This window comes from Microtetraspora niveoalba (assembly GCF_001570405.1).
In the GTDB taxonomy this organism is placed as follows: Bacteria; Actinomycetota; Actinomycetes; order Streptosporangiales; family Streptosporangiaceae; genus Microtetraspora; species Microtetraspora niveoalba.
Map to the genome: position 1 here is coordinate 205,023 of NZ_BBYM01000017.1, position 16,482 is coordinate 221,504.

Annotated in this window: 19 protein-coding genes; 8 read left to right on the forward strand and 11 right to left on the reverse strand. The window is 70.5% G+C overall.

From position 1 onward, the window contains the following. Positions 1-62: 62 nt before the first annotated feature. From AWQ70_RS17525 to AWQ70_RS17560, 8 genes are all read right to left on the reverse strand, one after another. A complete protein-coding gene (locus AWQ70_RS17525) occupies positions 63-788 on the reverse strand; it encodes an SDR family NAD(P)-dependent oxidoreductase (RefSeq protein ID WP_067177256.1) in 726 nt (241 codons plus the stop codon). Beyond that, positions 785-1,456, reverse strand: a complete 672-nt coding sequence (locus tag AWQ70_RS17530; protein ID WP_067177260.1) for a VC0807 family protein — start codon at positions 1,454-1,456, stop codon at positions 785-787. The genes AWQ70_RS17525 and AWQ70_RS17530 overlap by 4 nt, the downstream gene beginning before the upstream one ends. After that, positions 1,453-2,511 (reverse strand): permease prefix domain 1-containing protein, encoded by a 1,059-nt coding sequence (locus tag AWQ70_RS17535; RefSeq protein WP_169808691.1) that lies wholly within the window; start codon positions 2,509-2,511, stop codon positions 1,453-1,455. The genes AWQ70_RS17530 and AWQ70_RS17535 overlap by 4 nt, the downstream gene beginning before the upstream one ends. Next, on the reverse strand, positions 2,454-2,798 hold the full coding sequence (locus AWQ70_RS17540) for a PadR family transcriptional regulator (RefSeq protein ID WP_245647012.1): 345 nt from the start codon (positions 2,796-2,798) through the stop codon (positions 2,454-2,456). Before AWQ70_RS17540 ends, AWQ70_RS17535 begins: the two co-directional genes overlap by 58 nt. A gap of 351 nt (positions 2,799-3,149) precedes the next feature. Continuing rightward, positions 3,150-4,427, reverse strand: coding sequence for a hypothetical protein (locus AWQ70_RS17545; RefSeq protein WP_067177266.1), 1,278 nt, complete (start codon positions 4,425-4,427; stop codon positions 3,150-3,152). Between the two features lie 178 nt (positions 4,428-4,605). After that, complete coding sequence (locus AWQ70_RS17550) at positions 4,606-5,262, reverse strand: response regulator (protein WP_067177268.1); 657 nt, start codon at positions 5,260-5,262, stop codon at positions 4,606-4,608. Then, positions 5,259-6,560: a sensor histidine kinase gene (locus tag AWQ70_RS17555; protein WP_067177270.1), complete on the reverse strand. Its 1,302-nt coding sequence runs from the start codon at positions 6,558-6,560 to the stop codon at positions 5,259-5,261. Before AWQ70_RS17555 ends, AWQ70_RS17550 begins: the two co-directional genes overlap by 4 nt. A gap of 119 nt (positions 6,561-6,679) precedes the next feature. Then, a complete protein-coding gene (locus AWQ70_RS17560) occupies positions 6,680-8,098 on the reverse strand; it encodes a S41 family peptidase (protein ID WP_067177272.1) in 1,419 nt (472 codons plus the stop codon). Between the two features lie 245 nt (positions 8,099-8,343). Here AWQ70_RS17560 and AWQ70_RS17565 point away from each other — a divergent pair, with 245 nt between their 5' ends. Genes AWQ70_RS17565 through AWQ70_RS17575 form a run of 3 tightly spaced genes read left to right on the forward strand, consistent with a single transcriptional unit; the run spans position 8,344 to position 9,396 of the window. Further along, positions 8,344-8,757: a VOC family protein gene (locus AWQ70_RS17565; protein ID WP_067177273.1), complete on the forward strand. Its 414-nt coding sequence runs from the start codon at positions 8,344-8,346 to the stop codon at positions 8,755-8,757. Between the two features lie 5 nt (positions 8,758-8,762). Then, entirely contained in the window at positions 8,763-9,119 is a 357-nt protein-coding gene (locus AWQ70_RS17570; protein WP_067177275.1) for a YdeI/OmpD-associated family protein, read from the forward strand. Positions 9,120-9,126: 7 nt separating this feature from the next. Next, entirely contained in the window at positions 9,127-9,396 is a 270-nt protein-coding gene (locus AWQ70_RS17575) for a hypothetical protein (protein WP_067177278.1), read from the forward strand. Positions 9,397-9,433: 37 nt separating this feature from the next. Here the strand turns inward: AWQ70_RS17575 and AWQ70_RS17580 are convergent, their stop codons facing one another. Genes AWQ70_RS17580 through AWQ70_RS17590 form a run of 3 tightly spaced genes read right to left on the reverse strand, consistent with a single transcriptional unit; the run spans position 9,434 to position 11,993 of the window. Further along, the gene (locus AWQ70_RS17580; RefSeq protein WP_067177280.1) at positions 9,434-10,012 is read right to left on the reverse strand and encodes a PepSY domain-containing protein; all 579 of its coding nucleotides are present in this window, start codon (positions 10,010-10,012) and stop codon (positions 9,434-9,436) included. A 41-nt stretch (positions 10,013-10,053) separates the two neighbouring features. After that, positions 10,054-10,968: a hypothetical protein gene (locus tag AWQ70_RS17585; protein WP_067177281.1), complete on the reverse strand. Its 915-nt coding sequence runs from the start codon at positions 10,966-10,968 to the stop codon at positions 10,054-10,056. Then, positions 10,965-11,993, reverse strand: a complete 1,029-nt coding sequence (locus AWQ70_RS17590) for a nucleoside hydrolase (protein WP_067177283.1) — start codon at positions 11,991-11,993, stop codon at positions 10,965-10,967. Before AWQ70_RS17590 ends, AWQ70_RS17585 begins: the two co-directional genes overlap by 4 nt. 168 nt (positions 11,994-12,161) lie before the next feature. Here AWQ70_RS17590 and AWQ70_RS17595 point away from each other — a divergent pair, with 168 nt between their 5' ends. From AWQ70_RS17595 to AWQ70_RS17615, 5 genes are all read left to right on the forward strand, one after another. Then, the gene (locus AWQ70_RS17595; RefSeq protein ID WP_067177285.1) at positions 12,162-12,689 is read left to right on the forward strand and encodes an RNA polymerase sigma factor; all 528 of its coding nucleotides are present in this window, start codon (positions 12,162-12,164) and stop codon (positions 12,687-12,689) included. Next, positions 12,686-13,486, forward strand: a complete 801-nt coding sequence (locus AWQ70_RS17600; RefSeq protein WP_067177286.1) for a zf-HC2 domain-containing protein — start codon at positions 12,686-12,688, stop codon at positions 13,484-13,486. Before AWQ70_RS17595 ends, AWQ70_RS17600 begins: the two co-directional genes overlap by 4 nt. Then, complete coding sequence (locus AWQ70_RS17605; RefSeq protein WP_067177288.1) at positions 13,483-14,328, forward strand: ABC transporter ATP-binding protein; 846 nt, start codon at positions 13,483-13,485, stop codon at positions 14,326-14,328. The genes AWQ70_RS17600 and AWQ70_RS17605 overlap by 4 nt, the downstream gene beginning before the upstream one ends. Continuing rightward, complete coding sequence (locus AWQ70_RS17610; protein ID WP_067177290.1) at positions 14,325-15,155, forward strand: hypothetical protein; 831 nt, start codon at positions 14,325-14,327, stop codon at positions 15,153-15,155. The genes AWQ70_RS17605 and AWQ70_RS17610 overlap by 4 nt, the downstream gene beginning before the upstream one ends. 583 nt (positions 15,156-15,738) lie before the next feature. After that, positions 15,739-16,344 (forward strand): hypothetical protein, encoded by a 606-nt coding sequence (locus AWQ70_RS17615; RefSeq protein ID WP_157530127.1) that lies wholly within the window; start codon positions 15,739-15,741, stop codon positions 16,342-16,344. Positions 16,345-16,482 lie beyond the last annotated feature (138 nt).

Below are 16,482 nucleotides of genomic sequence, written 5' to 3' on the forward strand. Positions count from 1 at the left end.
CATTCTCCGGGGATCTGCCACGGGATGAAGTGGCCGCCGTGGTCGTGAGTGTCCGTTTGCTCTCACACACCTTGGCTGAGCTCGATTGTCGGGAACGTCACCGGTGTGGCCGGTTGGCCTGCCTGTACGACCCAGGCTTCGCCGGTCGTGCCGTGCTGGACGATGGTCTGGACGGCCTCGGCGACTTCGTCCGGGTCGGCGATGGCGAGGCGGTGCATGAGGACGTGCTCGCGGATACTCCTGAGCATCGGGGTATCGACGAAACCCGGGCAGACCGCGTTGATGGTGACGCCGGATTCGGACAAGGTATGCGCGAGTGACCGAACCAGCCCGATGATCGCGTGCTTGCTGGCCGAGTAGACGGGGTCGAACGGGTTGGGCGCGATCCCGGCGAGGCTGGAGGTCACCACGATCGCACCGCCGCCTGTCGATGCCAGCGCCGGCAGGGCCGCGCGGATGCCGAACATGGTGCCGTCGATGTTGACCGCGATGACGCGCCGGTAGGAGTCGAGGTCGAAGCCGTCGCCCGCGCCACCGGTCCCTGCGTTGAGGTGCACGATGTCGAGCCCGCCGAAGGTGGTCAGCGCAGCCTCGACAGCGGCCTGGTTGTCCCGCTCGCGGGTGACGTCCATCGGCACGAACAGGCCGTCGATCTCGGCGGCGAGGGCCCCGCCCGCCGCCTCGTCCAGGTCCGCGATCAACACCCGGGCACCGGTTCGGGCGAAGCGCCTGGCCACCGCGGCACCGATGCCGCCGGCCCCGCCGGTGACCAGCACCACTGTCGTCATGAGGACGCCTCCGATCTGGTCTCGGTGTCGATCCGGGCGCCTGCGCGACGCAGGTAGATCTGGCTGCTCACCTCGAGGGCGGCGAACACCGCCACGTACTGCAGCCCGCTGATCAACGGCACCCTGTCCACGGGGAGCGAGTACGCCAGCACCACCCGTACCCCGGCGTCAAGCACCAGCCCGACGCCCCAGATCGCGGTGGCCACCCGCAACATGTGCCGGAAGGCGGTCGACTCACGCCACGCGGTCTCGGCGCGTTCCCGGGTGGCTCCGGCGGTGAAGGAACGAATGACCTGGAAGTAGAACGGTGTCCGCGGCAGCGTCGCGAGAATCCACAGGCCGCCGACGGCGGTCATCCAGCCGTCCTTGGCCAGGAGGAACCGCGGGCTGCCGGCCAGGAACGACACAGCGACGCTGAGCACCAGGATGCTCACGGTGAACAGGGCGAGTGCGTCGATCCGCCTGCGCGTGGCCACGGTCCACATCGCCCGAACCCCCGGTGGCAGCACCCCCAGGGTCAACGCCAGCCATTGGTCGGCTCCGGCCGCGCGCAGGCCGTAGAACACCGCGAGCGGCGCCGCCACGTTGACGATGAGATTGATGACGGCCTCGCGTCGCGGGTCGGTTGGTTTGCCGTCTTCCTTCGCTGTCGTCGCAGGTGTGTTCATCGCTCCGCCTTCGCATAGGGGGAACCCACGTCGGTGTCGCCGGCCCTGTTCCGGTTGCGCGACCGCCAGGTCCGCAGGAGGGAAGCGACGGTGATGAGGGCGAGGACGAGGATGGCCAGCCAGGCGATCCAGCTTCCCGATGCGGGAAGGGCGCCCGTGTCGTGGGTCAGTGCGTGGTTGAGCACCTGCGCCTGCCAGAACAGCCAGCTGAGCGGAACGGTGCCGGCGAGCGTGAGTGCCGTGGTGGCCGCGGCCGTGATTGGATTCCACTCCCGCAGCCGCAGATCCACGGCTTTGACGACGAGGGCCAGCACGATCACGGCGATGAAGTAGGGAACCCAGAAGGCCCAGAGCGCGGGATTGATGATCGGCACAGCCGCGCCCCCCGTGGTGGTCACCGGCGAGAGCACCCGTTGCACGAACAGTGCGACGATCAGGACCGCGGCCAGAACGATCTCGGCGATCAGGTCGCTCCAGCGCGCTGGTCGCGGATCGTCGACCGCGGTCAACCGGTCCGGCGTCCACGGCTCGGCGAGTACGGCGGCGTCGGGATGGTCGCCGCGCCGGCGATCGGCGATGGCGAACAGGCCCGTCACGCCGACGGCGAGATACATCGCCACGGTCAGCGTTATCCCGATCGGGCGGAAGATCGCTGTCCACGCGTTTTCGCCGTGGGCCCGCAGGACGAGGACCAGGACGACGTAGAGGATCGGTAACACCGACCAGCACGACGCCCGCAGTGCGTGGATGTAGGCGGGGTAGGTGTCGGGTCCGATGAGGGCCACGGCGCGGCGGGTGTAGCGGGCGGCCAGCATCGTCGGATCACCGAGCTCGCGCAGCGCGGCGTATTCGGCGTCGGCCGGCGCCTCGCCGTGGACGGTGCGTGCGTCGATGTCGTCGGCGATCGCGGCGCGCAGTTCGCGTTCGATCTCACGGCGGTGCTTCTCGGGTACGTGCCGCACAGTGGCGGCGACATAGCGGTCCGTCAGCGATATCGTCACAGTTCTGATCCTTCGACGTCCAGGCGCGTAAGGGCCTTGTCGATCGCCTGCCACTCGCGCAGCAGTGCACGGGCGAGGCGGACGCCGTCCTGGCTGGTGCGGTAGAACTTGCGCGGACGGGCCTCACTGGTGTCCCACTCACTGGTCAGCAGACCTTGGCTCTCCAGGCGGCGCAGCAACGGATAGAGGGTGTTGGCCGCGACCGGCACCCCCGCACGATCGAGCGCCTCCAGCAGGCCGTAGCCGTATCCCGGCGTCCGCAACGCCAGGAGACTGGCGAGGACCACCGAGCCGCGGCGCAACTCTTGCCGGTGCGCATCGAGCAATTCGGACTCCTTCACACTGACACGATACTGTGCGACACACATCATCGTCCATATGGTATGGCTGTGTCTTGCACGACGATGTGACTTGAGGAGGTGTGGGCCCGGCAGGGTGTGCCGTGCTCGCGCTGACGACCTGGCAGAGCTCGCCCGGCGGCAACGGCCAGGTCATGCCAGGGCGCTCGGACGGTGTGTCGAGGTGCCGGGCGTGGCGCGCGTGCGACTTGTCATGGCAGCGGCGGCCGGCCTGTCCGTCATCGCGGCTTGCGGTCCGCCCGGCGTCGCTTGTCCGGCAGGAAGCCCGGGAAATATGAGCCGGTCCGCAGCCATGGCACGGCCGGCTCGATCCGGCTCAGTGCATCGCCAGGGTCAGGGCGTGCTCGCCGCGGGGGAGGCCGCCGGCATTTTCGAACGTTGCAGGATGACGGCCCTCTCGTCGTCACGGATGCCCATCGAGCCGACGGCCCAGAGGCGGTCGGTCCCGGGGATCCTGGCGAGCGCGGTGTACGCGCTGTCGCCGACCGGGCCGTGCTCACGCGCCCAACTCTTCCCGTCGTAGTGGATGAAGACGCTGTTCTTCGGTCGCGCCTCGGCGTCCCCCTCCTCGCCGTCCCATTGGACGCCGCTCACCCACACGTCGTCCTCGCCGAAGGCGGTGACATCGCGGAGCTCACCCTTCCACGCCGGCAGGTCCACCCGCTTCCATGCGGATCCGTCCCAGCGCATCACGAGCGGCGAGGCGTTGAGATATCTCGAGGCCCTGTCCGTCACGGATTCATCCTTCGCGCACGCGCTGTCCACGTCGGCGGCGTCGCCCCCGTCCGGCCAGATCGTGCCCACGGCCCACACGTCCGTGGGGCTGATCTGCCAGATCCGGTTCAGCTCCCCTCCGGGGATGTCGGGCACGAGCACCTCGTCGTAGCCCTTGGCGCCGGCCATCCTGTGCCGGATCAGCGGGGTGATGCCCGCGCAGCCGGGGAGGGTCCTGGCTCCGGCGATCCAGGTGTGCCCGTCGCCGGTGGCGACCGCGCTGAACTTGCCGGAGCCCTTGCCGTAGGTGTGATAGGTGAACCGCCGGCCGTCCCAGTCGGCGACGAACGGCCGTACACGCGCCCACCACCCCGCGTCCGTGAACTCGTGACCGATCAGGATCGCGCGCCCCTCGCGGACGGCGACGCCGCTCAGATCGTGGGTCTCGGATCCGCCATACACGTCCCGCGCCCTCCAGCGGCGCCCGTCCCAGAGGGCGGACTTCGAAGACCGCCCCACCATCCAGATGCCGCCGGCCCCGTCCGCGGCGAAGTCGGTCGGCTCCATGTAGAGGTCCCCGCGGGGGACCTCGCTCCACCGCGTGCCGTCCCAGCGCTGCAGGACGGGGAACCCCGGATCCTCCTCAGGCGTGTACTCCTCGTAGCCCATGGCCCATGCCTCGCCGGGGCCGCTCGCCACCACGCGCAGCAGGGCGGAGGCGGGGGTGAGCGGCATGGTCCCGATCGCCTCCCACCGCCCCGCGGCCTGGGGCGGTGTGGAAGCAGCGGTGCTTCCCGGCGCGGGGGAGACGCGGGCGTTTCCGGCCTCTTCGGAGCATGCAGCCAGCAGGCCCAGTAACGGCACCGCGGCGGCGGCGACCCGCTTCGTGATCTTCATGATGCCGCATTATGCGGGATTCGTTCCCGGCCCGGCTCCCGTTTTCGCGGGCGCGAAGGAGGCCACGAAGCGCGGCTCGTACGGCGTCGGGGCACGGGGACGGCACGTCGTCACTTCACGCGACCGGCGCCTACCTCCGGCCGTTCACGAGCCCGGAAATCGGGCGACGCCGCCGGGTTCACTCACCCGGGCGCACCAGGCCCGTCTCGTACGCGTGGACGATCGCCTGGGCCCGGTCGCGGAGGCCGAGTTTCGCCAGGATGCGGCCCACGTGGGTCTTCACCGTCTGCTCGGACAGGACGAGCCGTTCGGCGATCTCCTGGTTGGACAGGCCGTGGGCGACCAGGGTGAGCACCTCCGCCTCGCGTTCGGTGACCCCGTCCAGCGTGGCGCGGGGACGGCGCGGGCCGAGCCGGGCGAACTCGGAGATCAGCCGCCGGGTGACGGAGGGCGCGAGCAGGGCCTCGCCGGCCGCGACCACCCGGACCGCCTCGGCGAGCTGTACGGCGGAGGCGTCCTTCAGCAGGAAGCCGCTGGCGCCCGCCCGGAGCGCCTCGTACACGTAGTCGTCCAGGTCGAACGTAGTCAGGATCAGCACCTTCGGGGGACGGCCGCCCGAGGACAGGATCCGCCGGGTGGCCTGGAGGCCGTCCAGCACCGGCATCCTGACGTCCATGAGCACCACGTCGGGCGAGAGTTCCGCGACGCGGCGAACGGCCTCCTCGCCGTCGGCCGCCTCGCCCACCACGTCGATGTCCGGCTGCGTGCTCAGGAACGCGGTGAACCCGGTCCGCACCATGCCCTGGTCGTCGGCGACGAGCACCCTGATCGTCATCCGGCGTCCCCTCGGATCGGCAGGGTCGCGGTCACCACGAACTCCGCGCCGACCCGGCCCGCCCGGAACGTGCCGCCGAGCATCCCCACCCGCTCCCGCATCCCGGCCAGCCCGTGGCCCGACCGCTTTTCGGGGAGGCCCTCCGGCGCGGCTCCGGGATCGGCGGGCAGGCCGTTGACCACGCGGATCCGCAGCTCGTCGCCGTCGCGGACCAGCTCCGCGGCGACGTCCGATCCCGACCCGTGCCGCATCGCGTTGCTCAGTGACTCTTGCACGATCCGGTATGCCGTCAGCCCCACGGTGCCCGGCAGGTCGCCCAGCTCGCCCGAGCCGGACACCCGCAACGACATCCCGGCGCGGGACGCGGTCGCGACCAGCTCGTCGAGCCGGTGGAGGCCGGGCTGGGGCGCGGTGTCCGCGTCCTCCGCGCCGCGCAGCACGCCGACCACCTGGCGCATCTCAGCCAGCGTCGTCAGCGACAGCGCGCGGATCTCGGCGAGCCCCTGCGCCAGCAGGCCCGCGTCGCCCCCCGCCCGCAGCGGGACCGCCTCCGCCTGGATGGCGATCACCGACATGTGGTGGGCGACCAGGTCGTGCAGCTCACGGGCGATCCTGGCCCGCTCGGCCAGCGCCGCCCGTTCGGCCAGGGCGTCCTCCGCCCGCCGCTCCTCCTCGGCCAGCTTCCCGGTCGCCAGCCGCCGCGCCTGTACGTTGTGGCCGAACAGCACGGCGACGGTGATCCCGGTCACCGCGGGGACCGCCGTGCCGACGTCGACGGCCACCGCCGCGAGGCAGGAGACCAGCCACACACCCGCCGCGATCGCGCCGTCGGATCGGACCGCGACGGAGTAGGCCACGAGCAGGCAGGCGATCGCCGCGCCCGGCGGGTACGGCGGGCTGAGGAACTCGCCGACGACCGCCGCGCCGCTCGGAAGTGCCAGCAGCGCGTACCGCCAGGCCGCCAGCGGCCACCGGTGGCGCAGCACCAGCGGCAGCGAGAAGGCCGCTGACATGATCACGAGGTACGCCTTGTCGTGCGGCCACCGTGCGGTGGCCGCGGGGCCCTCCATGTACGCGACCCCGCCCGCGAACGCCACGAACGCCAGCGCCGCGTCGCCGAGCCGGACGAGATCCAAGGTGGCGCCCCGTCCGCCGCGCGGCCACGGCACCCGCACCTGCCCACGCCGGGGCGCGGGCGGCGGCGGGTCGGCCGTGCCGGTGACGACCGCCCGCAGCAGCGCTCGCGCCACGGCCCGCAGGAGCGGCACCGGCTTCGCGATCGGCCCCTGATGGATCATTTCCCCAGCCTATGGACGTGCCGGGCGGGTCGCATCGTCCTCATGGGCGACCTTCGCGCCCACCTGTGACGGGAGGCCGCCCGCCGCCGAGTGGCGTACCAAGCAGTGCGCGACGCGAGTCACCGGCCGGATCTCCCGGCCGTGCGCAGGTAGGCCAGCGCCCGATCGAAGGCGGCGTCGCGGCCGGCCGCGAGCTCCTCGTCACTGAGCGTTCCGGCGATCCTGTCCTGCGGCGGGATTCCGGTGATGTCGAAGCTGGTCCCCTGCCGGGTGAGGAACCGCTCGTTGGGCAGGGCGAAGGTCCAGCCGTTGGGCAGCGTGCGCCAGAGGAAGTCGGAGAACGCGCCCTGGGTGGTGTCGCCGATCCGCCGAGGGGCGGGGGTGCGGGCCGTCATGGCCTGGCTGAACGTCTCTCCGGCGCTGATGGTCAGCGGGCTGGTCAGCAGGGCGATCGGCCCGGTGTAGCGAGAGCCCGCGGCCGGCCGCACCCGGATCGGCAGCGCCCGCGTGAACCGGGTGGGGTCGGAGGGGTCGTTGCGCGCCTGCTTGGCGTAGGCCGCGTACGGCCGGCCGGTGAGGTGGGAGGCGAGCCGGATGCCGAGGGCGTCGTACCCGCCGAAGTTGAGGCGGACGTCGAGGACGAGGCCCTTCAGGCGCGAGGTCCGGTCGGGGGTGAAGATCTCGTCCAGCGCCCGGTCCAGCTCCTTCGCGTTGGCCGCGAAGCCGCCGTCGGCGTACCCGTCGAAGGCGGCCGACCGCAGGTAGCCGAACCCGCCCGGCAGGTCGGCGTACCCGATCACGCCCCGGCCCCATGTCGTCAGCGGCTTCTTGCCGTCGTGCTTCTCCACGAGATCGAGGACCCGCTTGTTCAGGGCCATGAAGGCCGGCAGGCCGTCCAGTGGCCTCGTGCCCGGGCGCAGCGGCCGGACGAACTCGTCCTTTCCGGCGCGCAGCGCGGTGTGGGCGTCGCCGAGATCCTTCAGGATGTCGCGCAGCACGCCGAACAGCTCGGCGTCGGTGGTTTTCGGGCCGATCCGGGGACGGTACCGGTCGCGCACCGCCTGCCAGTTGACCCCCTTGATCGCGAAGAACGGGTAGTTCTCCGCGAACGTGGTCCAGAAGACGTCGAACACCCTGACCGGGTCCGCGGCGGAGGCCTTCACCGAGCAGCTGGTGGGAAGGGCGGGCAGCCGGCGCAGGCCGATCTCCCCGACGGCGCCCACGTAGCGGAGCCGCGCCCGCTGCCGGCCCTGGAGCCTGATCGTCATCTGGCGGGAGCCGTCGTCGGCGACGAACGACCTCGGGGCGCCCTGCTGTTCGGCCGACATGACGCCCGGCAGGCAGCTGATCGCCGTCGTGTCGAAGTACCGGAGCCTGTCCCCATGGACAGTGATGATCGTGCCGTAGCCGTCGGTCTGCCACACGCCGTCCAGGGCGGCGTCCCGCGCGCTCGCGGCCGCCGTCGCGGCGGGCGCCGCCGTCATGACCGTGACGGCCGCCAGAGCCACGGCCATGATCCGTGTTCCGCTCTTTTCCATGGCGCCGACGGTATGAACGCGGTCCCGTAACCGGCGTCACCCTGGAGGACCGCCCCGCGGCTCCCTCCTGGGAGTGACCCTATCCGCGGGCCGACGCCGGATCGTCACTCGGTACTGCATCAGCAGCAGGACGGCCACCAGGGGATCCGCTCTCCCGCTTCGACGATGCAGAAAAGTACTCACTCGATGAGCACTTTGCCTGGAAGCATCGATCTCACAAGCCGCCGAACGGAAGGCAGAAGGACATGCTCCGCGGACTCACCACCATCAGCTTCTACGCCCATGACGTCGTCGCCGCCCGTGACTGGTACGCCGAGTTCCTCGGCGTGCGGGCCTACTTCCAGCGGCCCGAGCAGGGCGACCCGGCCTACGTGGAGTTCCGCGTCGGCGACTACCAGCACGAGCTCGGCATCATCGACGCGCGGTTCGCTCCGGACGGCTGGAGCACCGAGGACGGCGGAGCGATCGTCTACTGGGCCGTCGACGACCTGGAGGCGACCTGGGAGCGGCTGCTGGAGATGGGGGCCACCCCGTTCGAGAAGCCGACCGAGCGCGGCCCCGGGTTCGTCACCGCCTCGGTGCGCGACCCGTTCGGCAACATCCTCGGCGTCATGGTCAACCACCACTACATGGACGTCCTCGCGGGCCGGAAGGGCTGAGCACGATGACCGACGACGCCCTGATCCTGGACGACGCAGCCGCCTGGAGGGCATGGCTCGCCGAGCACCACGAGACCGCCCGCGACGTCTGGCTGATGATCGCCAAGAAGAGCGGCAACGCGACGACCGTCACCCTCGACGAGGCCTTGGACGAGGCGCTGTGCCACGGCTGGATCGACAGCCACCGCAGGGCGTTCGACGGCGACTACTACCTGCAGCGCTACTCGCCGCGTACCCGCCGAAGCCCTTGGTCCAGCATCAACGTCGCGAAGGCCGAGGCGCTGACGGCCGCCGACCGGATGCGCCCGGCAGGCCGCGCCGCGATCGAGGCCGCCAAAACCGCCGGCCGCTGGCCCGCCTAGCACGCGCATGATCGAGGCACTGGCCGATCTGGTCGCGTCCGGGGCGCACGCCGAGATCTGGCAGGCCCTCGCCGTGGCCGTCCCGCTCCTGCTGCCTACGGGGCAGGGCGAAAGGACGCGGAACGGGCTGGGCGAGCTGCTGGGTGTCGCCGCCCGGGCGGCCGTCCTGGCGCGGGCGCATGGCGAGATCCCCGGGCCGGCGGAGCCGGCGGCTCGCAAGGGGGCGAGCCTCGTCCTCCAGGAGGCCCGCCGCCTCCACGCGGTGATCTCCTCGTGACCGATCGAGGCTGCGTGACAAGAGCATCCGGCCCCGGTCAGCCCCTCTTGCGCACCACCGCTCCGCTGGCGGCGTCCACCGTCACCTCGTGCTTGACCCCGTCGGGTGTGATCACGTCAGACTCCCAGACGGTCCTGCCCCGCTCGGTGTCCAGGTTCAGCTCCGTGATACGCCCGCCCGGCACGGTCGCCAGGATCTTGTCGGCCGCCGCCGCGTAGTCGAGCTTGGCCGCCGCGACCCGTGCCCGGTGCTTGGCCTTGTCGTGGGCGTCCTCCGGCTTGATCGTGGGGCCGACGACCACCCTGCCCGACTCCACATCCATCTGGTGCTCGGTGCCGTCCCGGTCGACGACCTGCGCCTCCCAGAGCCGGCCGTTCTCCTCCGTCTCGATGGAGATGAGCGTGGAGCCGGGCACCGCGCGCAGCGCCGCCGCGGCGGCCTGGCGCAGGTCGCCCGCGCCGGCCGGGCTCGGAGATGGCGTGAACGGGGTGGCGGTGGGCGTGCCGACGGACGGAGACGTCCGCACGGCGGGCTGTTCGGCCTTCGCGGGTACGATGCCGCAGACTCCCGCGAGCGCGGCCGCGGCGGCGATCGTGCCGGTGATCGTCCATTTCATGCAGGGACCCTGCCCGCGCAGGACGGGAGTATTCGAGCAGGTCAGGTGGCATCCCGGCCGCACGCGAGAGACGGTGCTCCACAGCGGAGGAGGCCCCAGGGCAGGACGGTCAGACCCCAGATGAGGGCCGCGACGCCCCAGCTCGTGCCGGGGCTCGCCGCATGGTCGGGGTAGCCCATGGCAATGGCGCCGAAGCTCATCGAGGCGATACCCGACGTGACCGCAGGAATCGGGTGTCCCCAGGCGGTCAACGCGACCAGCGCGATGCCCAGGGCCGCCTGGATCGGCCAATGGTCGAGCCCCATCGTGATCTCCATCGGTTCACGGCCTTCCTCGGCGGCCCGGATCATGTCGGCGGCGTACAAGATCCAGGGGAGTGCCGCCGCCGCCGCGAGCGCGAGTGGCAACCGGGATCGGGGGGCCGGGACGGCGCCCCATCGGCTGAGGACGACGGCGAGCGCCCACACGGCGCCCACGACGCCCAGCCACGCCGCCAATGCGGCCTCGCCGAGCACCGTGGCCGCGGCCGCGCCGGCGAACGGGGCGACGGCGAGAACGAGATGCCAGGTCCGCGGTCCGCCCGCGGTCGTCCAGCCGCGGAGCATCGCGGCGAGCACTCCCGCGCAGAGTCCCAGAATCGCGGTGACGGCCAGAAATGCCGGCTGGCCGGCGAGTACGCCGACGAGACCGATCACCGTCCCGACGACGACCACCTCCCCCAAGGCCGCGGCCCGCGCCGCGGGATTGAGGAAGACGACCAGGAACGGCACGGCCACCAACAAGGAGAGCACCAGCCCCCAGCCGCCCTCCAGCATCGACGCTTGGACGAACTCGGGCGACGGTGCGGCGATGGGGACCGCGAGGTCCACCGTCCCGAACCCCGGATAGACGGCGGCTCCGATCGCGAAGCAGAGGGCGAGGGCGCGTGCGGGCAACGCGAGACGGGATGCGTTCATGAGGTGTGTCCTCCGGCGAGGCGGTCGACATAGATGTCCCAGAATCTGCTGGGATCGACATGGCTGACGACGTGGGCGGGGGAGGCGCCCCGGACCGCCTTGCCCGTCGCCGGCTCGGCGGAGACGGGGCGATCGCTCGTGTCGGTGACGATGTCGGGCCGGAGGAAGACGGCCGCCGCGACCGTGTCCCAGACGGGCATGTTGTAGGCGGGATCGCCCGCGAAGATCGAGCCGTGCAGGTTCCGCAGCGGCTTGGAGAGGGGCGCCGCTGGGGCCGCGACCACCCTTTCGTAGATCTGCTTGTCGTACAGGAGCTCCTGGCAGGCGTCGAGGGGGATGACGGTCTTTTCCCTGAAGGGCGCGTCGAGCGCGATCTCGGCGGCTCGGGGGTCCCACCACCAGTTGAACTCGGCGTCCTTGGTGACGCTGCCCGGTACGTCGAACGCCCCGCCCATGAACACGACGCCTTTGACGAGGGCCACGATCTCGGGATGGTCCTCGATGGCGCGGGCCAGGTTGGTGGCCGGGCCCAGGGCCAGGATCGTTACCTGGTGTGGATGACTCTTCACCTGGTCGGCGATGAACTCCGAAGCCGTGGCGTCACTCGGTTCGGTGGTCGGGTATCCGAGACGTGGTGTCTCGCTCAGGTTCCGGTAGCCGAGGGGGCGGGGGCGGGCCAGCGCGCCGGCGTAGGGGAGGGAACGGTAGTCCTTCCCATCGGGGCGGATCCGTGGGTCCGCGGTGGCTCCCCGGATGACCGGTATGTCGGTGCGGCCCAGCAGTTCCAGGAGCCGCAGGGCGTAGGCGGCCCCCTCCTCCGGCCAGGTGTTGCCACCGACCGTGGTGATCCCGAGCACCTCGACCTGGGAGGAATCGAGCAGCATGGCCGTGGCCAGAGCGTCGTCGTTGAGCTCACCGGGGTCCTCGTCAATGATGATCTTTCCCGCGCCGGGGGGCCGGTGCAGCGTGGTGGGAGCCGAGCACGCCGCCAGCGCGACCGCGAGCAGGATGATGAACGTTCTCACGCTGACCTGTCGGGAAAAAGGGCGAATTGGGTTCGATGAACCGGTCACACCCTCCGCGGCGACAGAGGGGCCGTCTTCTCTTGGGTGAGCCTGTCGTGAACCGTATGGAAGCCGCGGTGCGACAGAGGACCGAGGAGCCATCGAGGCACGGACCGACAGGCAGAGGCGATGAACGATAAGGCGGAGTGGAGCGACGCTCGATTACTGGGCGCGGTCGCGGATGGGGACCGGCGTGCGCTGGAGGTCGTGTACGAGAGGCACGCGCCGTGGCTCCTGCTCCGGCTGAGCCGACGGTGCGCCGACCAGGCGGTCGTGGACGAGGCCGTGCAGGACACCTTCGTGGCGGTGTGGCGCACCGCGGGCAAGTGGAACGGCAAGGGGGATGCGGCCGCGTGGATCTGGGGGATCGGCATACGCCGGTTGCTGGATCTGCTGCGCAGGCGGCCCCTCGTGGTGTCGCCGGCCTATGAGCAGATCATGGTGTCGGCCGAGGAGCAGGTCCTGCTCGGAGTCGAGTACGGCGATCTGGGCCGGGCGCTGGACGGGTTGTCGCCGGAACTACGGGCGGTCGTCCAGGCGACTGTGCTTGACGGGCTGACCACGCGGGAGGCGGGGAAGCTGCTGGGCATCCCCACGGGGACCGTCAAGACGCGGATGATGCGTGCGAAGGCCCTGCTGAGGGAGGCGCTGGCATGACCTGGCACATGGACGGCGGCCTGGCGACCAGGTACGCCGACGGGGATCTCGACGCGACACTGGCCGCCTCGGTGGAGGCCCATCTGCTGGCATGTGCGCGGTGCAGGGGGCTGCTGGCCCCCCAGGCGCCACGAGCGCGGCTCGACCGGCTGTGGGATGAGATCGCCGAGGCCGTGGACAGTCCCGTTCCCGGGCCGTTCGAGCGGCTGCTGCGTCTGGTCGGCGTGCGTGATCACACAGCGCGGCTGCTGGGCGCGGCCTACTCGCTCCACCTGTCGTGGATCTCGGCCGGCGCGCTCGCCCTGCTGTTCGCGGTGCTGGCCGCCAGGGAGACGACCGGATGGGGCCTGGTCGGCTTCCTCGCCCTGGCGCCGATCGTGCCGGTCGCCGGAGTGGGCTTGGCCTACGGCCGTGGGGCGGACCCGGCATACGAGATCGGACTGGCCGCACCGTACTCGGCCTTCAAGGTGGTGCTGATGCGCGCGGCCGCGGTGCTGGTCACCTCGGCGCTGCCCGCGCTCGTCATCGGCTTCGCCCTGCTCGGTCAGAGCTGGACCGTCGCCGCTTGGCTGCTGCCCGCGCTGGCGCTCACATCCCTGTCCCTTGTGCTGTCCCGGTGGTTCGAGCCCGCGCATTGCGCGCTCGCGGTGTCGATACTCTGGCTCGCCGGGATCGCCGGAACGAACCTGCGCGAGCCGAGCCTGGCGATGTTCAGCACCGTCGGGCAGCTCGGCTACCTGACCATAACGGTCGTTTCCGGCGTGCTTCTGGTAGCGCGCCGCAAGGAGTTCTCATGAGCGTGGTCGTCGAAGGTCTGACGAAGGCCTATGGCCGGCGCGGCCATGCCCTGGACGGGCTCTCGTTCACCGCCGGGGTCGGCGTGAACGGCCTGCTCGGCCCCAACGGCGCGGGCAAGACCACGCTGATCCGCCTGCTGGCGACCGTGCTCACGCCTGACGGCGGAACGATGCGGTTGCTGGGCAGGGATCCGGCCACCGAGCGGTCGGCGATCCGCCGCAGGCTTGGTTACCTGCCGCAGGAGCCGGGTTATCACCGTGGCTTCACCGTGTTCGAGTTCGTCGACTACGTGGCGATCCTGAAGGAGATGGCGGACCGGCGTGCCAGACACGACGAGGTACGCAGGGTGATCGACGCGGTCGGGCTCGCGGACGTGAGCGGCAAGAAGATCCGGGCCTTGTCCGGAGGTATGCGGCGTCGGGTGGGCATCGCACAGGCGCTGCTCGGCGAGCCGGAGCTGGTGCTCCTCGACGAACCGACGGCCGGGCTCGACCCCGAGGAGCGCCTGAGGTTCCGGGAACTGATCTCCCGAATCGGCGAGAACCGCACGGTGATCCTCTCCACCCACCAGATCGAGGACGTCGCCGCGCTGTGCGCCAGAGTGGTCGTGCTCAAGGACGGCAGAAGCGCGTTCGAGGGAACACCGAAGGAGCTGCGAGCCCTCGCCAAGGGCCGTACGTGGCTCTGGGAGAAGAAGGCGGGTCTGCTCTCCTGGCGTACCGGCGAGGGGGTCTTCAGGAGTATCGGCGACCCGCCCGAGGGCGCCCGGCTGGTCGAGCCGACCATCGAAGACGCCTACCTGCTGCTGCTCGGTGAGGGCGCTCTGGCGGCGGCCGGATGACCGGCGTCGCGCGGGTCGTCCACGGCGGGTCGCGCTCCGATGTCCTGCCGGCGATGGCGATCAACGAGATGTGGAGGCTGCTGCGCCATCCGCTCCATCTGCTGGGCGCGGCGCTGTGGAGCCTGGCGATCGCCAAGAACGCGTGGGACGGTCCGCGGCCCGCGTTCAGCGATCTGACCGAGCCGATGACGATGTTCTGGGGGGTCCCGGTCTTCTTCGCGGCCAACCTGGTCGCCTCCGCCGCCCGCCGGGCCGGTGCGGAAGAGATGCTGGGGGTTCTGCCCCGCGGGCGGGCGGAGCGCACGGGGGCGCTGTGCCTGGCCGCGTTCGGCCCGTTCCTCGTGGGCGTCGGCGCGCAGGCCCTCCTCTCCTTTCTCTATGTGGCCACGGAAAACCAGTTGGAGCGGTTCCCGACGATCGCGGAACTCGCGTGCGGACCGCTCAACCTGCTCGGCGCATGCCTGCTCGGGATCGCGATGGCCCGCTGGACGCCCTGGCCGGGAGCGCCGGTGCTGGCGATGGTCGTGCTGGTGAGCTTCAACCTCATCGTGAACACCACGGGGGCCGGGTACGGTCACGGGGTCGGCCCGTTCTACCTGCTGGGCTTCTACGCCGACTTCGCGGTCTGGGGGCCCGCGCCCTCCCTGGCCGCCGCGGGGTTCAACCCCGGCTCGACCGGCTGGCACGCGGTCTACCTGTTCGGCCTGTGCCTGGGGGCCGGCGCGCTGGCGATCCTGGCCGACTCATCCCGCCGACTGTTGTGGTCGGCGGTGGGCGTCGTGTCCGTGCTGGTCGTCGCCCTCGCGGGAATCTGGCAGCTGCCGTGACCCCACCGTCGGTTCCGGCGCGTACCGGGCGAAGGGGCCCGGCTCCGACGGTCCCGACTGGGAGCCTGTGAGCTCGGAGCCGCGATCACAAGGAATGTGATCACGGCTTTCTGTGACGTCCCCCCGCGTGGTGTAACAGAAGTCCTCCTCCTGGCGAATTTCATCGCCACACGCCAGCCTGACCGGCTGCTCCGCGAAGACTTCGCCGCTGACTTCGATGAGATCGGGCGACGGCTTGGCGAGCCCTGTCCGTCCCGCCAACGCTCGGGGACCCATCATGCGCCGGCTCCGGCGACAACATGGCAAGTGGGATGAGCGAAATGCCGTTCTACCTGCCTCACGCTCGTTGTCAACGAGCTCGTCGGCGTTGATCCCTGTCGTCTTTCCTGCGCAAGGACAACACAGTTGTTGCTGTTCAATGATCTATCCGAAACCTCCGGCCGAAGGGACCTCGATGGCCCGGCTCCTGTCCCGAAGATACAGGCGTCTCGTCATAGTGCTCATGGCAGCAACGTTGGCCATCGGGGGACTCGCGGCCTGCAGCTACTTACAGCCCCGCACTGTCGATCCGTCCGATGGAGACGTGGCCAAGCGCAGGGATGCCGTCCGGCGTACTGTCACGGTCCGGCTCGACCAAGCCAGACGCACCGCTGGCGTGACCAAGGAGATAAGCCGCCTCACCATCGACCGATGCAGGCGAGGCAACGACGACGCGAAGAACACCGAGGACTTCCTGTCGATCTGCAGCCTCATCCAGCAACGGGCGTATGTCTGGGATGGAGATGTGAACGGCTTCCTCGACCGGTTCCCCAAGTGCGACTCCACCCCTATGAACAGGGACGAATGGCGAAGGATGCACGGGAAACCGGCCCCGGTAGACCCTGCACGCACCTTTGACGCCGGCGACCTGCCGGGTTTGGAGTGCAGCGCCGTGGAGATTGAATTCGTCACCTCCGCGACATCCCGGCGGGATCTGGAAACACTGAAGCCGGGCGCCATCATCATGGATCCCGAGTCCGGCATCGACGGCCCTTATCACTGGGTCGTCGAGGGGAAGCCGTGGCTCGCTGACTGGCTCAAGATCCGCGGCAAGAACCGATTCCTGGTGGCCATGTCAACGATCGAGGACTACGCCGTCGACCCGCGTCGAACTCGGAGTCCCCTGCCCATCCAATCCCATAGCCGGTGACTCGCTCCTCCGCCGGCCGAGTTGGGAAATGACGAGTCGGTTGAGCGACACCCGCATGATTTTGCGCGCCCTACCTGCTCACTAGCCGGGATTGGGTAGGCGGCGAGCTGTGTGATCCCGGTCGGCTTGGCATTCTTG